Genomic DNA, 18,078 nt, shown 5'->3' on the forward strand with positions numbered 1-18,078 from the left:
GGGTAACTATGCCAAAATTTTTTGACAATATAAAAAATACCTTTAGTAAGATTTTAAAGAAAAAAATCCCCCAAAAAGAAGGCAGTGAGTCTTCTAAATCCTCCAATGGAACTAATAATTCATTAAATCAAGAGAAATCAAAAAGTACAAAGCCGAAATTCGAAGTTCGGCAGATATTTTCCGCAATTAAAAACTTTCCAAAGTATCTATGGGCACATAAAATACTTTTATTTTTAACATTGGCGGGTATTACACTATTATCTGTAGCCATCATCTTATTATCAAAGTCATCAAATAAGGAAACTATCGTTTCGGAAGGAACTCAAACAGTAGAAAATTTTGTTATTTCTATTCCGAGTGGAGCTTTCACATATGAAAAATCATTTAGGATTAAGATACCACCTCAACAGAATCTTCAATCTCTTTTGAATACTGGAAATTTCGTCAGTCCAATTTATGAAATAATTCCCAGCGATGGAAAATACGATATGGCAACACTGCCAATAACTCTTAGATACTATTTTCCATCATCACTTATTGGAAGTAACGACGCAAATTCACTATCCTTCGCTGCGATAACCACCGATGGAAAAGCATACAATATAATTCCAGGGAGTTCAATAGGTAAAGATGAAAAAGGGTACTATGTCGAATCTAATTTATTTGTAATTCCACGTTGGATTGGCGTCGTCTCTACGCCTGGCCAAACTCTCAAAACAGGTATTTTAGAAATTTACAAAACAATTTCGGCCGAACCAACGCTTCTTATAGTTCCAGGAAGCGACCCCGGTTTTTCCGGATATTTCGAATCAACAAAAGTATCAGGTATTTCTCTGTGGCAAAGTGTTTTCAAAAACAGGTCCATATTAATTTACAAATACCCATTGAACGAAGTTAGATCGTACAACTACACAACACTATTTAATTCTTTTAAAAACGCTAACCCGCTGCCAAGCGCGATTATATTCGAAGCGGAAAGATTAGCAGAACAACTAAAAAAGTATTCTAATATCCAATTTGATATACTTGCTCACGAAATCGGTGGGTTAATTGTTTACTACTGCCTCTCAAAGCACCCAGAAATAAAAAATGTACGCAAGGTTGCTTACATTTCAACGCCATTTTATGGAACAAACATAGCAGACCCAAGGCTAGCTGTTTCTATATACCCAGCGAAACCATCCGCGGCTGAGACGCTTTACAACATCCCACAATCAATTATCGCTTCTATGCAAAGTTATTTAAAATCTTACATAGAAGGTGTCAATATTTATTATTCTGATTTAATACCAAATTCCGAGTTTTTAAAATCAATGAGATATTTACCATACAGAACAGATATAGAAACAACCGCGTACATGGGAAACACTCCACCAATGTCCATCGATGTAACTTCGAGCCTTTTAGAAAGACTTTATCCCGAGTTAGTATTGAACCTCGGTGATGGTGTTGTCTCAAAAAATTCCGCAAGAATGCCTTACATGACATTGAAAATATTTAATGGTAGTTGGAATAATTTCTATGTAAGTGATGAATTCATACAAGAATTGAAACAATTTTTTGAATATAAGTTACCAGAACTACCATCTTACAAAGACGATACATTCTCAGAAAAAGTGACGAGCGATAAAGAGAAAGTCTTTGAGAGATTCCTCTCAGCTGAGCAAGTTCAACAATTCCAAATTGATGAGTGGAAAATTACCGATAATCCTTACATAAAATTCATCCAAACACTCCCATTTACAGGCAATCAAATAGCAGTTTACGGTGGTATTATATACACAGCCGATGAGAAAGGATTATACGTCTCTGGAACGAAAGTATGGGACGAGAGCATTTTAAACTTGAAAGAAACAATCGATGGTATAAGCTATACGACTCAAACGAAAATCTTCTACAGAAAACTCGCGGATGCGATTAGTTACAATTCGACATCAGCGGATGATTCTTTAGCAACAAAGGACTTCGCGATATTCGCAAAGCCAAGGCCAAACGAAAGAGTTGATTTTGTTGACGAAACGGGTAATTTGATAATAACCTTACGCGGTGTGTACGGTAAAGTCATATATGACGGTAATGAAATCATACTCATGACCAACCGAGAAATATACAGATACTTTTATGGAATAAAATACACAGCTCCCATTGGGCTTTACAAAAGCTATGACTTGACGTATGCCATAGTCGTTGACGACTACATTATAGCAACCACACGTGCATATGGCTTGCTTGTATTCAACAGAGCTGGAAATTACGCTTACACTGGCGAAGGATGGATTGGGAATCTTAAGCTTTACAAATCCGGGAAATATATTGTCGCTGTTGGAGACAACTTTATTACACTCATCGACTTTGAAGCCAAAAAAATCGATAGGTTCGTTGAAAACGTTCCAGGAGTCGTATACGATGCAAGCGTGTGGGAAGATAAATTGTATATTATGACAAGCGAAGGAGTATTGTTATACAAGATTGGATGATAATTAGATAGTCCAATACAAATCTAAAAGACGAACAGGGAGGTTTAAAAATGCTACATCTATTCCTAGCACATTTTGTCGCAGACCACGGTTTCACCGACAACACAAAGATAAGGACCTACAAAGGTTACAAACTCATTGAACACATCATCTGGTCGTTATTTGCATTACTCGCATTCACATTTGACACTCTGTTGAAATCTACTCGAGGAATCATAGTACTTTCCATTATGGCTATTATTCATGTCTCAGGAGATATTTTAAGAACAAAAATAAAAAATGTAAATTACATACACATGCTGGAATTATCTGAACTTGTAATTGCACTGATTCTAAATTATCTTGTTGCAGATTTATTTGTTTATTCATACATATCAAAAGAATTCGCTATATACCTTCTTGGAATGGCAGTAGTAACGATGGCAGTAACCTACTTTTTCAGAAACTTCTATCCAAATGACCTACAATACAATGACTTAGACGGTATATCCGAACGTTTGGCATTCTTCGTATTCTTCTTGGCAAATAATTATCTTTTTGCATTTCTCTCTTTAGCGCTCGGATTCCTATACAGACTTTGGAAGGTAAAAAAATTTTCCCACACTTGGTGGCTCAGCCCATTATTTGGAATAGCAATAACAATTATATGGAAAATATGGATTTATCAATAAACTATTTGAATTATTAATGGAGGTGTCTTAGGGTGAGAATTTCATTAGAATGGTTGAATGAATATATCGATGTTTCACGCGAAGAAGTACTTGAGAAACTACCAAAACTTGGATTCGATATAGATGATAATGGACCAGTATTTCCGATAAACGGTCCAATTGTTATTGGAAAAATCGAAAAAGTTGAAAAGCACCCAAACGCTGAAAAACTTGTCATTTGTACAGTTAATATAGGCAGTGAGCATAGAACAATCTTAACAGCTGACGTATCCGTACAAACTGGGAAATACGTTTACGTGGCGCTCGAAGGCGCGAAACTTGCAAATGGTGTTGAAATACAAAAAAGGGAAATGCGTGGAATATTTTCTGAAGGAATGCTCTGTTCGTTAGAAGAGCTTGGGCTTGAAGAAAAAAGCGAACACGTATACACAACAGACGAAGAATTACCACTCGGCGAAGACGTTATCCGACTACTTGGATTATCAGATTGGTACATCGAAATGGAAATTACACCAAATAGACCTGACTGCCTTTCCTATTTCGGTGTAACAAGAGAATTATCGGCAGGGCTTAAGAGAACACCACGATTTCCAATTCCAAGCGTAAAAGCTGCAGGTAATAGCAAAGTCGATATAGAAATAAAAACTGACGGATGCTGGCGATACACCGCAAGGGTAATAAACAACGTTAAAGTAAAGCCAAGCCCCATGTGGCTACAAAAAAGACTAATCGCTTCAGGATTAAGACCAATTAACAACATCGTTGATATAACAAATTACGTGATGCTCGAAACAGGACACCCCGTACACGCATTTGACCTATCAAAATTAGCGGGGAGAATAGTAGTAAAAGACGCCAACCCAGGGGAAAAAATGCTTCTATTAGATGGTAAAACATACGAATTCTCCGGCGGCGAAGTACTCATAACCGATGGTGAAAAATTACTCGCGCTTGGTGGAATAATGGGTGGAGAAGAATCTGGTATATCCGAAACAACCACAGATGTCCTCCTTGAAGTCGCAATGTTCGACCCGGTACGCATCAGAAGAACTTCGAGAAAACTAAGCGTCTCTTCTGACTCTTCCTACAGATTTGAAAGAGGCGTAGACTTCGACGATGCACTTTACGTAATAGAAAGACTCTCAGAATTAATCCAAAAGCTCGCGGACGGCGAACCATCAGCGGAAATCGTTGACGTGTGGAAAAAGAAACTCCAACAAAAAGTCATCTTCGTTCCAAAACACTTCCCAAAAAAAGTAATTGGAATAGAAGTTAAACACATCGGAGAATACATCGAACCGCTCGGATTTGAAGTGGAAGAAACAAAAGATGGATACCAGGTTTACGTACCATCATTCAGATACTTTGACGTATCCATCCCAGAAGACATAATGGAAGAAGTTGGGAGAATACACGGATACGACAACATACACGCTGAACCACCAAGGATGCTTGCTATCGAAAAAGGCAGAAGCCAAATCCAAAAACTCAGATACGAACTAAAACAACTTCTAACAAGCTTTGGTTTCAACGAAGCTAACACACTTTCATTCACATCAAGCAAACTCATAGAAAAATTTGAAATCAACGGAAAAGGCCTTCCCGTAAGCAATCCAATAATATCCGACTTTGACACAATGAGACCGAGTATCCTCTACGGTTTACTCGAATCGCTTTCATACAACTACAAAAGACAGATAAAGGACATTAGATTATTCGAAATAGGTAAAATATTCAACCTAAAAAATGGAAAACCATTCGAAGAAGAAGCGCTTGCTTTCGTAGCCACTGGCAGGGAATCTGTAAATGATTACACCGACAAAAGAAATGTATCTTTCTATACATTTAAAGGTGTTATCGATGAAATCTTATTAAGATTTGGCATTAAAGCACAATTTGAAAAATACTCAAAGAAAGGCTTTATACCGACAAGATGCGCATTGATAAAAACTCATGGAAAAGATATAGGATTCATAGGTATGCTTGAGCCAGAAATCGCTGACAAACTTTACGATGTAAAAGATGAGATATACGTTGCGGAGATATACCTTGAAAAAATATACGAATCGGCAAAAACTCAAAAAACATACAAAGCCATACCACAATTCCCGTATATAAGAAGAGATGTTTCGTACCTAATACCGATTGGACAGGAAATCGCTGGAATTCTTGAAATATACAAATCAAACCCGCTTGTTGAAGAAGTTGGTATCGACGATATTTACAGACAAGTTGGTGAAGGGTATTACAGCGTAACCATATATGCAAAATTCAGACATCCAGAGCGCACGCTCAGTGACGAAGAAGTGGATATAGCAATCGAAGATATTAAAAAACAAATCAAAGAAAAATTCGAAGTAAACCCAAGATTTTAATATATTCAATACAATAAAAAACCAAGGTGGGGTGGCTTAATATGAACAAATTCGAAGAAGGGCGAAAACTTTTAAAATCAAATTGGGGAGAATTGGAGAAATTCACAAGTGACCAGAAAAAAGGTATACCAATGCCACCTTTTGAGAAACCTGTTGAAGAAGGTTGCATTCTAATCGACCTTCCAACAGTCAAACACCTTGGAACGAAAACAGTCTCTGAAGCGATAGAAAATAGAATGAGCCATAGAAAATACACAAACGAACCTTTGACAATCGAAGAATTGGCTTATCTACTTTGGACAACGCAAGGGATAAGGAATATAACACCAAAAGCAGCTTTTAGAACAGTACCTTCTGCAGGGTGTAGACATCCATTTGAAACGTACATATATGCTATAAACGTACAAGGACTTGAAGAAGCAATTTACAGATACTTACCCATTGAACACAAACTTGTGCTCCACAAAAAAGAACCGCACCTTAGAGAAAGAATAATCAGAGCCACGCTTGACCAAACATTCGTTGGAACAGCAAGCGCGGTATTCATATGGACAGCCATACCATACAGAACAGAATGGCGTTACGGTCCAGCCTCACACAAAGCAATTTTACTTGACGCTGGTCACGTATGCCAAAACCTTTACAGCTTTTAGCATACCTATTAGGGATTGAAACATTGCTCATCAGTCAAATTGTTATCTATGATATAATTAACCAACTGCTGGGCCGTGTTCATTCTCATCTGTGGCGTGACCGACTTAATCTTATTTTGGTTATAGCTCAGCAGGTCTTCTACAGACAAAGATGGATTATTAAACATCCTCAATTGTTTTAATAATAAATTCGCATATTTCTTACCTATTATGCCTTTCAAGATTTCAAAACCATATTTATCCATGATTCGCTCATCAATACATTGGAACAATTTAGCCGCTCTCATATGGGCTCTCGGAGTTGGCACTATCTCTGGAAGGTTAAAATCTGAAGGCATTTGAAAGACTGAAGAGTCAAGTTTGTAAACACTCTCAAGCGCTCTAATATACATCTCACCCTTGCCGCTTACATTATTAAGCGCGTACATCTCCCAATCATCAAACTTGTTAACTACTTTAAACCAAACAAACCTGTCGATATACGCTTGGTCAATAGTCACATTCACTTCGTATTTGTCTGTTTCCGGATTCATCGCTGCGGCAAGCCATGTGCCTTCTGGTAAAACATGAGTATTCAATCTTCTATCTAATAAAAGTTGCATAATAGCCGCTCTGACAGTCTCATGCGACCTATTAATCTCATCCAAGAACAAAATGGTATTTCCGTCTTTCGGCCACCATTCTGGCCTTAACCAGATCGTTTTATCACCATCTCTTGTCGGCATACCAATTAAATCACCAGGTTCCATTTGAGATAAAGATAAGACTATTACTTCCCTATTGTACTTTCTCCCAATCGACCTTATTACCTCCGTCTTACCCACTCCAGCATGACCTACAAGCATTGGAACTTCACCAGCAGACATTATTGCTGGTAGTATTTCAAATAATTCGCTTGTTGTTGCCATAAGCAACATACCTCCCCATATTATTTAATATTGTTTAATTTACCTAAAAATATGGGCAAAGTACTTTAAAAGTCCTGTTGAAAGGCGCAGGCAATATTCAGAGGGCAAATTGTTTATTGAAAATGGTGGAAATGAAGAGAATAAAGTACTTTACTTGGGATTGAATACAACAATAGGCTTATGTGTTAAATTCAACTCAGTTCCTAAATCTCTTACAAAATCGTGGTCTATTAGATACGCATGAGAAATAGCGGACAACAATCCTGTAGGCAATTTATCATCAGTTACCCTATCGAGGATATCAAGTTTGCTTTTTTTGTAAGTTCTTTTCGCAAATTCAACAATTGCGTACTTTTTGTCAAGTGATGTAAATAACTGAATCATGTCCATTTCTTTCAATCTCTTAAGAAATACATACTGATCTTCTATATCAGTCTGGTTATATGGCTTAACCAACTCAAGCAATTCTCTGTTTTTCTTTCCCATCTTCCTAATAAACTTATTAAAATGATGTGGCGTTCTTATGTAATAAAAATCAATCCCGCGATTGACGGCATACAACCTTAAAGTCGCGAATTGAGGCTCGTAGATTAGAAGTTTCTTCGAAATGAGGTTTGTGAGAATTCTATCTGCGTACTCATCCCATTCTGAAGTCACATTTAAAATTCTTGTGTACAAATCGTTGGGAACAGTATCTTTCACTTTATCGTAATGCTTTTCATTAGAAACAAGATATATGTATTTATACTTACCAGAAGCAATTAAATAAAACACATTATTAATCAAAAACGTATACGGACCAGTGACACAATAAATCTCGTAATCAAAAGTGTCCGATGATACTTTATCAATACTTTCCGTGGTAGCCAAAACGTAAAAGTATCTGCTCCTTACCTCAAATGAATTCATATCACTTGCCAAACCACTCATTATAACCACATCTGTCAGAAGGTCAAAAGCGGGGGTAAAATACTTCTCATTGCTCACGCTAGGTTTGATACTAACGACATCTTTAATAATCTCAAATGGCAGATAAGATTTGTTGTTTTCAATACCTAAAATACGTGTCCTTATTTCTTCAATCAAACTTCCATATTTCTTTACTATTAGCTCCATCGGTTTTCCGCTCATAGCGAATTCTGGCATATCATATTTCTCATAACGAATTACCCCATCAAAAGCTAATGAACTTAAAGCTCCATGAACTATACTAAGCAATAAGTCTAAAACCGATTGCAAGAAATTTACAAATTCAAGCAACGAAAAAACAATACTTAAGCCTTTTATTATACTTTAACGTGCGTAAGTTATACAAAAAATAATGAAAAATTAACATTATATTTACAACAACATGGTATAATAAAAATGAATTTTGAACCGGGGTGATATCTTGAGGGGGATTCTAACATTAAAACTTGATAAACCACTTACCCTTCCCATCCATTACAACCACATACTCCAAGCCGCAATTCTAAACCTTCTCAGTGATGAGAACTACTCTAAATTTATCCACGATACTGGTTTTCAATTTGGTAAAAGGCGATTTAAAATGTTTACCTTCTCGAGGCTCGAGGGAAAATTTTCAATTGATATAGAAAGAAAAACGATAACATACTTTGAAAGAGCGTATTTACACATTTCAACAATAGAAGATAAATTCATAGAATACGTCGTAAACAATCTACTTCTCGAAGGTTTGGATATCAAAGGTGAAAGAATTCACGTAGACAAAATAGAGTTAAAGTCAAATACGACTAACTTTGGAAAAATCATAACAAAATCACCGATAGTTGCTTATAGCACATTTGAATTAAATGGTCGCAAAAAGACATATTATTACAATCCAAAAGAAAAAGAGTTCCAAGAAATTTTGGCAAACAATTTAATAAAGAAATATATAGCTTATTTTGAAAAAGAACCTAAAAATAGATATTTTGAAATAACACCTGTCTCAAATCTCAAGGAAAGTATAGTTATATATAAAGGCACGGTTATAAGAGGTTGGAATGGTATCTTTCAAATTAATGGTTCTGATGAATTAATAAATATTGCATATTACACGGGATTAGGTGCGAAAAACTCGCAAGGTTTTGGTTGCTTTGAATTCATATAATTATCATTGGAGGTGAAAAATTTGCTAGAAGGTATAGTTCAAATTGGCAGGGCTTTATTGGAAAATAAAAGTCTTATCGATAGTCTTATAAAAGAACTACCAGCCAAAGATAAAAAAGGAAATCTCTATCATGTTTTGAAACTAAAATTCAGTAAGGAAAATTTGGAGTTGGATGTTTCAGAGGAAATAGATAGTGATACCGCAAGAAAATACCTGTACATCGGAACAGCAGATGGCCCTAATGCCCCACAATGGTACGCAGCTAATAATAAAATAACATATTTTCTATCAGAGACACTTTTTAACTTAACAAATATTGATTTTGGGGAACCATTAAATCAAAAATTAAAGCACATTTTTGAAAAGTTCTATGTTGACTTAGGGCCAGGCATTAAAAGTAAGTATAGATATGCTCTAAATTTGTATTACCTAGATCCAAATGTAGATGTTAGAAAATTATACGAAGAATACTCAAAGCAAAACCAAGGAAACGATAAGGGATTTCTAAAAGTTCTTGAAAAACAATTTGAAAAAATACTGTTTGAAAATTATGAGGCTAAGCTAAATGAATTCGGTCTATTCGTAATATATATTGATGGTGAACCTTTAAGCAAATATGAAGAATATAGGAGAAAAGTTTTAGAATATAAAAGTTCAGGCGAAAAGAGTGAAACGAGTTCTAAAAAAGAGAAGAGTAAAGATTTACGATGTAATATATGTGGTTCTACTGAAAATTTAACAGATGACCTGAAGAAAATGAAGATAAAATACTATACGAACGATAAAATAACATTTGCAAGTGAACTCGATCCAAATAAGTTCTACAAAAATATGGTTATCTGTCAAAATTGTTTGAATGCTATCCTTGCAGCAGAAACATATCTTGATAACAAGTTAAAAACTAAGTTAGGAGATCTAAGCTTGTATATTTTTCCACATTTTATATACGGTGAACCTCTAAATGAAAGTGAGCTTGATTTAGTTGTTGATAAAATCATAAATTCGTATAATATAGTAAAAAATTTAAAAGGTGTTCAAGAATTCGAAGAAAAAATTTTGGGAATAACTGATGAAAACAGATATTTTTTAGTTAATTTCCTGTTTTTCAAAAAATCACAGCAAGCTACAAAAATACGAAGATTTATAAAAGATGTGCCTCCATCCATCTTTGATAGAATCGCAGAAGCCTCAAAATGTGCCCGTGAAATTGTAAAAAAAGCTATTCAAATGAATTATGAAACATACATAGATCTCCAGAAAATATACTACCTAATTCCCGTTAAAGTAAGCGCAGGAGAAGTGACAGAGTACAAGTATATACTAGATTTTTATGAAAGCCTATTAACTTTTAAACCTATAGAAAAAGAAACATTGATAGGTAAATTTATAGAAGCCACTAAGGTAATCTACTTACAAAAAAATGGTTATAACATAAATAAGGACAGCTTAGAATTCTACATTCTCAACGCTAACATGCTTGTAAAATTTTTAGAAAAAATGGGAAATTTAAAGGAGGGGAATACATTGGATACGAGCAAATTAAACGTTAGGGAAGATATAAAAAATTATATTTCCACAATGGGTTATGATGAGCAACAATCTGCAATGTTTCTTCTTGGCATTTTGATTGGTGAGATTGGAAACAGTCAGTACAAAAAATACAACAGTGACAAAAAACCAATTCTTAATAAGTTGAATTTCAATGGAATTGATAAATCAAAAATAATTAAAATAGCAAATGAAGTGTATGCTAAATTGGAGCAAGAAAAGATAAGAAAATACCATGAAACAACTTACGCTGAGATGAAAAGACTTTTGGACGAAAACCTTAAAAATTGGAAATTAAATAAAAATGAAAATTTATTTTATATTCTCTCAGGATATTCTTATGCAACACTAAAAACTATTATGAAGGGGGAGACTGAAAATGGATGAAAAAGAAAAAAGTAAGGTTAATAACAGTGAGATTTTATTCATTTACGATGCTCAACTTTGCAACCCTAACGGTGATCCAGACGAAGAGAACAGACCAAGGATGGACAATGAAAGAGAAATAAACTTGGTTTCGGATTTAAGGTTAAAAAGATATATAAGAGATTATTTATACGAAAAAGGCTACGATATATTCGTAAGAAAAATTGATGACAAGCCAGTGACTGCGGAGAAAAGGATGGAAGATTTTAAAAATTCAAAAGAAGATGAAATCCTAAGTAAACTTATAGATGTTAGATTGTTTGGTGCAACAATGCCAGTAAAAGGAAATAACAGAGCTTATATAGGGCCCGTACAGTTTAATTGGGGATATTCACTCAACAAAGTCGAACTTCTTGAAGCAAGTATAACTTCACAATTTGCAACAAGCGAAAACGCGCAGCAAGGAACTATAGGAAAAGATTTCAGAGTAAAGTATTCACTAATAGCATTTTTTGGAGTTGTAAGTGGCAGAAGAGCTGAAAAAACAAAACTAACCAACGAAGACTTAAAATTACTGGATGAAGCAATGGTAAAAGCAATCCCACTTCAAGCTACGCGAAGCAAAATAGGTCAATATCCGAGATTGTATATGAGAGTTGAGTACACAGATTCTGAAACAGTACTTGGTGATTTCAGAGATTTAATAAAACTTGAAGAAAAAGTTGAAAGTATTAGAGATATCAAAGAATGCGCTTTGGATATCTCTGAGCTTGTGGAAACTTTAAAAAACAACAAAGAAAAAATAAACAAAATATACTACTTCGCAGATAAAAATCTAGAACTTAAAGTAAATGGTGAAGTTAAAAAACTAAAAGATGCTTTGGCAGGTCTGGGAGATGGAAAACTTGAAGAAATAAGGTGAAAATATGGAATTCTTAGTATTTGATATAAAGGGAAAATTTGCACACTTTAGGAAATTTTACACAAATTCTTCTTCGCTCTCTTATTCAATTCCACCGAGAACAACGTTGGAGGGAATTATTGCAGCAATTTTAGGTTTTGAAAGGGATAGTTACTATGAAATATTAAATGCACAAAAGTTAAATATAGGACTTAAAAAAGCAACTCCAACAAGAAAAATTATTCAAACATTGAACTATATAAAAGCTAAAACTCCAAGTAATGTGTATGACCCAGACGAACATACACAAATTCCATTTGAAATTATTACTTCGAATGATAAAGTAATATATAGGGTTTATGTTAACCATGTTGATCAAACAATAATGGAAGATTTAGAATACAGATTGAAAAATAACAAATTTTGCTATATCCCTTATTTTGGTGTCGCTCCCTTTAATATCTCAATAGATCTCAAAGGAAAATTTCAAGCAGAACCAAAATTTAGCGAAGATTTTGTGAAAGTATCATCTGTAATTAGAAGAAACTTGATATCTTCTTTAAAAGTGGAAGAAGAAGTAATTTTACTAAAGGAAAAAATGCCAAGAGATTTTTCTAGAGAAAGGACAGTCATAGAAATGGAAGACTACATTTTTGAAGAAAGTGGAAAAGCAATAGAAGTTAAGCTTAACTCACATTATTACGTTATAAATGAGGAAAATATTGTTTTAATGTAATGGTGCCGAATGGCACCTTTCTTTTATTTTCTAACTTCAAAGCTAATTGGAGGGTTAAGAGTGTTTTATTCACACCCGGATAAAAGATTAATCGAACATTTAAAAGAAGTTTACGAAATATCTCAAGAAAAAATAAATGACGGTGATTTAAAAAAGTGCTTTAAGATAATAGCATACACTCATGATTTTGGAAAATTTACCACATATTTTCAAAAATATTTAGAAACAAAGAAAGAAGGAAAATATGCAAAACACGGTTTCATTTCGGCTCTATTTGCGGCTTTTTGTAGTCTAAAAGAATTTGGTACGGAAAGTTTTCTTCCATTGATTTCTTATAGCGTAGTACTGCATCATCATGGTGACTTGGAAAACGTAGATAATCACTTACCTATAAGCACAAGAGGTATAATGAACTCTGACTATAAATTAGCTGATAAGATAGAAATATTTGAAGTCCAAAGGAATGACATAATAAAGAATAAAGATTCAATTATAGAAGAGTACAAAACCATAGACGAACAAGAAGAATATAAAATTAATTTTGTAGAATACATTCAGAAATTCTTAGAATGTGATATTGTAGAAGTTCTAAAAATGCTAAAACAAATAAAGATAAAATTAGAGAAAGAAAAAAGTGATGATGTGTTTTTCATTCATCAATTGCTTTATTCTGCTTTAATATCCGCAGACAAACTCAGCGCATCTGGAACAATAATTCCGAATGAAGCTTTTGCCAGTTTTGCGGAACTAAACAGAGGAAGAGAAGTAATGATAAAAACTGCTATTAACAATTTAGGAATAAATGAAATAAGGAATGAAATATTTGAAAGAATTCAAAAAAATTTAGAAAAGTACTATAATAAATCGAGAATATTTACAATAACTGCGCCTACTGGGACGGGAAAAACTTTCGCTGGTTTCTTCGCGGCAGTAAAATTAAGAGAGCTTTTAGGTGGCAATCGAAGAATTGTTTACTCACTCCCATTTACCTCAATAATAGACCAAAATTACGAAACAATTTATCAGATACATAAAGTTTTGAAAAACTTCGAAAGGGAAAGTAGCAAGTACATAATAAAGCACCATAGTTTAGTGAAACCTGAATACATAGAAAACGAATATAAGTATGATTTATTAGAATCTGAACTACTAATTGAAAATTGGTCAAGTGGAATAATTGTAACAACTTTTGTTCAACTCTTTGAAACATTAATAAGTACGAGAAATAGAATGCTGAAAAAACTAATCAACATAAAAGGCTCTATAATTATCTTAGACGAAATACAAGCCATAGACATTTCTCTGTTACCTCTTATTGAATATGTTTTAGAAAAAGCGACAGAACTATATGATTTAAGAATAATACTTATGACAGCAACAAAACCGTACATATTTAAAGATTCTTTAGAACTCTTGGATAACAATGAAAAATACTTTTCAATTTTTAATCGAACAACTCTTTTACCAAATTTATCTAGCAGAAAATTAGAGGATTTTATAAAAGAACTCAAAGAAAATTTGCAAGATAAGTCATATTTAATAGTCTGCAATACAATAAATTCCTCGTTAGAAGTGTACGAAAATTTAAAAGGAATAAACAGACCCGTTTTTTACTTATCAACAAATTTACTCCCAATTCATAGATTAGAAAAAATAAAAAAAATAAAAGAACTCTTAAGTAAAGGCGAAAAGATAATACTTGTTTCTACTCAAGTTGTGGAGGCAGGAGTAGATATTGATTTTGATGTGGTAATAAGAGATATAGGACCTTTGGATTCTATTATCCAATGCGCCGGAAGATGTAATAGAAATAATTTAAAAGAAAACGGGACAGTATATGTTTACTCTCTTATTCCAAATGAGAGCAATAATGATTTAACTTACGGATATGGAAGATACATCTATGGTTTGACAACTCTCCAAGAGACGAAAAAGATATTGCAAAAATCAGAAAAATACAGTGAAAAAGATTATTTCTGCTTAATTTCAGAGTATTTTAAATCTATTCAGGAAAATTTATCTAAGAAAAGGTCAGAAAACTTGATTAAATCAATAAAAACTTTAAATTTCTCTGAAGATAAAAGTGAAAATATAACACCAATATCAGATTTTTCGATTATAGAAAACAAGCCAAATTTTGTGGATGTTTTTGTAATGTGCGATGATATTTCAGAAGAAGGTTTTAAAAGATTTTGTGACATAATAAAATTAAAAGATTATTATGAAAAACGAGAAAAGTACTTAGAAATAAAGCCAATAATAAGCAATTACACAATTTCAGTACCGATAGAATACCATTCATCTTTTGTTGAACAATTTGGACTTTATGTTATTCCACGTGAAATAGTAAATGATTACTACAATTATGAAACTGGGTTTAAAAGGCACAAGAAATCTTATGATATAATATGAATAATATGATATAATATAAACACAAGCATAAAATTCGTCGACCATCAATCATGCAAAAATAACTGGAGATCGACGAAAAAGAGAAGTAAGAAAATTAAAAGGTTTTGGAAGTTGATTAACAAAATAGTAAAAAACAATAAAAATCCAAAACCTTTTAAAAATCAATACCAAGCGGGCTTTTAGCATACCTATTAGGGATTGAAACGAAGAACAACTTAAGCAGTTTTTCACCAGATAGCAGGGCTTTTAGCATACCTATTAGGGATTGAAACAATTGAAATCCAGACGGATAACCCTTAGATTTGACCCAGCTTTTAGCATACCTATTAGGGATTGAAACCGTGCATATGGTGTTGATTCGAGAAAGATTTTTGCGCTTTTAGCATACCTATTAGGGATTGAAACGTGGATGTGGCTTATCTTCGTCAAATGGATGTTTTTCGCTTTTAGCATACCTATTAGGGATTGAAACTTGACAAACACAAGCTTGAGGCACCATACTATTTAGCTTTTAGCATACCTATTAGGGATTGAAACGAAGTTGCTCAAGTTCACCCTGATAATTTTTGAATAGCTTTTAGCATACCTATTAGGGATTGAAACGCAAAATGCACTGTTTTTTACACACGCGCTTCGACGCTTTTAGCATACCTATTAGGGATTGAAACGAAGCAATACTGATTTTTCAATTACTGGCTCTTTAGCCGGCTTTTAGCATACCTATTAGGGATTGAAACATGGCAATAGGTAATCAGCTCTACAACTGGAACCTCGGCTTTTAGCATACCTATTAGGGATTGAAACAAGTATGAAGACGAAGACGCTGGTTAATGGTGTTGGCTTTTAGCATACCTATTAGGGATTGAAACTTATACCCGCCGTTGTAGTTCTTTTGGTATCCTTGGCTTTTAGCATACCTATTAGGGATTGAAACCCAATCATCGGACACGCAGATGGAATAGTCTTCGTAGGCTTTTAGCATACCTATTAGGGATTGAAACTGAGCTTGCAAGACTCACAGCCCAAGCAAACAATACACGCTTTTAGCATACCTATTAGGGATTGAAACTACCACCAAACGCGGTATACGTCTTGGTCTAAAAATTTGCTTTTAGCATACCTATTAGGGATTGAAACGGTGCTATCTTTTTAAATCCATACAGCAATTTTGCGCTTTTAGCATACCTATTAGGGATTGAAACATTTTTACCTCCTTCAGAACCTCTGTTTCTGATTCTGGCTTTTAGCATACCTATTAGGGATTGAAACTATTTTTCTAAAAACTGCAACAAAGCACCAACTTCGCTTTTAGCATACCTATTAGGGATTGAAACCCAGCTCATATTCTTGTTCTTCATCGGCTCTCTGAGCTTTTAGCATACCTATTAGGGATTGAAACGCTGGTTCGTGAAGTTTGCCATTAACAATGGTTCTTTGCTTTTAGCATACCTATTAGGGATTGAAACGTGCTCACCATGGTAATTCTCCTCGGGGTGACACCGCTTTTAGCATACCTATTAGGGATTGAAACTAATAAAATTCTAAGCCAAAATCTGTGTTGTTGTGCTTTTAGCATACCTATTAGGGATTGAAACAGAGGCTTGACGAACTTCTTACTTCTGATACTAAACAGCTTTTAGCATACCTATTAGGGATTGAAACCAAAAAAAGCTAATTGACAAAAACAGAAGTTGTGGCTTTTAGCATACCTATTAGGGATTGAAACGAAGCATCGTCTATGAGCTTGAAACACTTTCGTTGGCTTTTAGCATACCTATTAGGGATTGAAACAATCTATAGCAAACCACATAGAATCGCAGCCGTAATGCTTTTAGCATACCTATTAGGGATTGAAACCGCAGCTTCTCTTCTCTTGTCTTGAGTGCCTGTGTGCTTTTAGCATACCTATTAGGGATTGAAACCAGGTGTGTCTTAACTCAAACTCTTCGTCGTTTGAGCTTTTAGCATACCTATTAGGGATTGAAACTTCGAAACACTTTTGGTGCTACTTGCTCTGTTGGACAACGCTTTTAGCATACCTATTAGGGATTGAAACTTCTGCAAGTAAAAGTTTAGAAGTTGCTCAAGTTCGCTTTTAGCATACCTATTAGGGATTGAAACTCGATAGCGTAGGCTTGGCTGCAGGTGGTGGGATTGAGCTTTTAGCATACCTATTAGGGATTGAAACATTTTAGTATTGAACTCATGAGGTTAGAAGGTGAGGCTTTTAGCATACCTATTAGGGATTGAAACCCAACGCTAACGCGAGTTGCCCCTCCCCGCGTTTGAATGCTTTTAGCATACCTATTAGGGATTGAAACGGATTGCTGACGTGCTCACAAAAGGTGCTTTTTCTGGCTTTTAGCATACCTATTAGGGATTGAAACAAAGCTCTAACAGAACTCTATAAAGCAGCTACAAGCTTTTAGCATACCTATTAGGGATTGAAACCATGCAGAAAGGAGAGTGAGGGGAATGAGATTGCCAGAGCTTTTAGCATACCTATTAGGGATTGAAACAAAAAAATTTACATCAGCGTAATCAAATTTTGTGAGCTTTTAGCATACCTATTAGGGATTGAAACCAACTGTAGCTGGTGGTCTAAAGGTTTGGCGTTCATTGGCTTTTAGCATACCTATTAGGGATTGAAACTTCTGCTTATGGTGCAGAGTATTTTGATGGGGTATCGCTTTTAGCATACCTATTAGGGATTGAAACAGAAAAGAAAATTCGTTAAGCCAGCCAGGAGGCTGGGAGCTTTTAGCATACCTATTAGGGATTGAAACCAGAGAGAAAAGTATTTCAAAGGAGGTGTTTGTATGCTTTTAGCATACCTATTAGGGATTGAAACACGACGTCAACACCAGAGAATGAAAGAAGAATCATTGCTTTTAGCATACCTATTAGGGATTGAAACT

11 protein-coding genes and 1 CRISPR repeat array (1 of these 12 running past the window's edge) are annotated in these 18,078 nt (G+C 34.5%); of the genes, 9 read left to right on the top strand and 2 right to left on the bottom strand.

The window, feature by feature from the left end; all coding sequences use genetic code 11:
- Positions 1–8 precede the first annotated feature (8 nt).
- From FNOD_RS04850 to FNOD_RS04865, 4 genes are read left to right on the top strand one after another with little or no spacing between them, the layout of a single operon-like run.
- A complete protein-coding gene (locus FNOD_RS04850) occupies positions 9–2,477 on the top strand; it encodes a lipase family protein (protein ID WP_011994095.1) in 2,469 nt (822 codons plus the stop codon).
- Positions 2,478–2,527: 50 nt separating this feature from the next.
- A complete protein-coding gene (locus FNOD_RS04855) occupies positions 2,528–3,148 on the top strand; it encodes a hypothetical protein (RefSeq protein WP_011994096.1) in 621 nt (206 codons plus the stop codon).
- Between the two features lie 32 nt (positions 3,149–3,180).
- Positions 3,181–5,523, top strand: coding sequence for a phenylalanine--tRNA ligase subunit beta (gene pheT, locus FNOD_RS04860; RefSeq protein ID WP_011994097.1), 2,343 nt, complete (start codon positions 3,181–3,183; stop codon positions 5,521–5,523).
- A 41-nt stretch (positions 5,524–5,564) separates the two neighbouring features.
- Entirely contained in the window at positions 5,565–6,176 is a 612-nt protein-coding gene (locus FNOD_RS04865; RefSeq protein WP_011994098.1) for a SagB/ThcOx family dehydrogenase, read from the top strand.
- An 8-nt stretch (positions 6,177–6,184) separates the two neighbouring features.
- On the opposite strand, the gene FNOD_RS04870 is transcribed toward FNOD_RS04865, so the two are convergent.
- Together FNOD_RS04870 and FNOD_RS04875 are read right to left on the bottom strand one after the other, a co-directional pair.
- Positions 6,185–7,084 carry an AAA family ATPase gene (locus FNOD_RS04870; protein ID WP_049751011.1) on the bottom strand — a complete coding sequence of 300 codons (900 nt, stop codon included), beginning with the start codon at positions 7,082–7,084 and terminating at the stop codon, positions 6,185–6,187.
- 150 nt (positions 7,085–7,234) lie between these two features.
- A complete protein-coding gene (locus FNOD_RS04875; protein WP_041256899.1) occupies positions 7,235–8,230 on the bottom strand; it encodes a hypothetical protein in 996 nt (331 codons plus the stop codon).
- 244 nt (positions 8,231–8,474) lie between these two features.
- Between FNOD_RS04875 and cas6 the strand changes: the two genes are divergently transcribed.
- From cas6 to FNOD_RS04900, 5 genes are read left to right on the top strand one after another with little or no spacing between them, the layout of a single operon-like run.
- Entirely contained in the window at positions 8,475–9,197 is a 723-nt protein-coding gene (gene cas6 / locus FNOD_RS04880; RefSeq protein ID WP_011994101.1) for a CRISPR-associated endoribonuclease Cas6, read from the top strand.
- 12 nt (positions 9,198–9,209) lie between these two features.
- Positions 9,210–11,132 (top strand): TIGR02556 family CRISPR-associated protein, encoded by a 1,923-nt coding sequence (locus FNOD_RS04885; protein ID WP_420794714.1) that lies wholly within the window; start codon positions 9,210–9,212, stop codon positions 11,130–11,132.
- Complete coding sequence (gene cas7b / locus FNOD_RS04890; RefSeq protein ID WP_011994103.1) at positions 11,125–12,033, top strand: type I-B CRISPR-associated protein Cas7/Csh2; 909 nt, start codon at positions 11,125–11,127, stop codon at positions 12,031–12,033. Before FNOD_RS04885 ends, cas7b begins: the two co-directional genes overlap by 8 nt.
- A 4-nt stretch (positions 12,034–12,037) precedes the next feature.
- Entirely contained in the window at positions 12,038–12,748 is a 711-nt protein-coding gene (gene cas5b / locus FNOD_RS04895; protein ID WP_011994104.1) for a type I-B CRISPR-associated protein Cas5b, read from the top strand.
- 60 nt (positions 12,749–12,808) lie between these two features.
- Entirely contained in the window at positions 12,809–15,160 is a 2,352-nt protein-coding gene (locus FNOD_RS04900; RefSeq protein ID WP_041256902.1) for a CRISPR-associated helicase/endonuclease Cas3, read from the top strand.
- A gap of 175 nt (positions 15,161–15,335) precedes the next feature.
- A CRISPR array of direct repeats spans positions 15,336–18,078; the repeat unit is 30 nt; unit sequence GCTTTTAGCATACCTATTAGGGATTGAAAC; it runs 9,014 nt beyond the window's last position.

Origin of the sequence: Fervidobacterium nodosum Rt17-B1, from assembly GCF_000017545.1 — a bacterium.
Taxonomy (GTDB): Bacteria; Thermotogota; Thermotogae; order Thermotogales; family Fervidobacteriaceae; genus Fervidobacterium; species Fervidobacterium nodosum.

What these genes read in the sequence shown, in the direction of transcription:
- FNOD_RS04850 (WP_011994095.1), top strand. Translation starts at nt 9, where the DNA reads ATGCCAAAATTTTTTGACAATATAAAAAATACCTTTAGTAAGATTTTA.
- FNOD_RS04855 (WP_011994096.1), top strand. Translation starts at nt 2,528, where the DNA reads ATGCTACATCTATTCCTAGCACATTTTGTCGCAGACCACGGTTTCACC.
- FNOD_RS04865 (WP_011994098.1), top strand. Translation starts at nt 5,565, where the DNA reads ATGAACAAATTCGAAGAAGGGCGAAAACTTTTAAAATCAAATTGGGGA.
- FNOD_RS04870 (WP_049751011.1), bottom strand. Translation starts at nt 7,084, where the DNA reads ATGGCAACAACAAGCGAATTATTTGAAATACTACCAGCAATAATGTCT.
- FNOD_RS04875 (WP_041256899.1), bottom strand. Translation starts at nt 8,230, where the DNA reads ATGCCAGAATTCGCTATGAGCGGAAAACCGATGGAGCTAATAGTAAAG.
- cas7b (WP_011994103.1), top strand. Translation starts at nt 11,125, where the DNA reads ATGGATGAAAAAGAAAAAAGTAAGGTTAATAACAGTGAGATTTTATTC.
- cas5b (WP_011994104.1), top strand. Translation starts at nt 12,038, where the DNA reads ATGGAATTCTTAGTATTTGATATAAAGGGAAAATTTGCACACTTTAGG.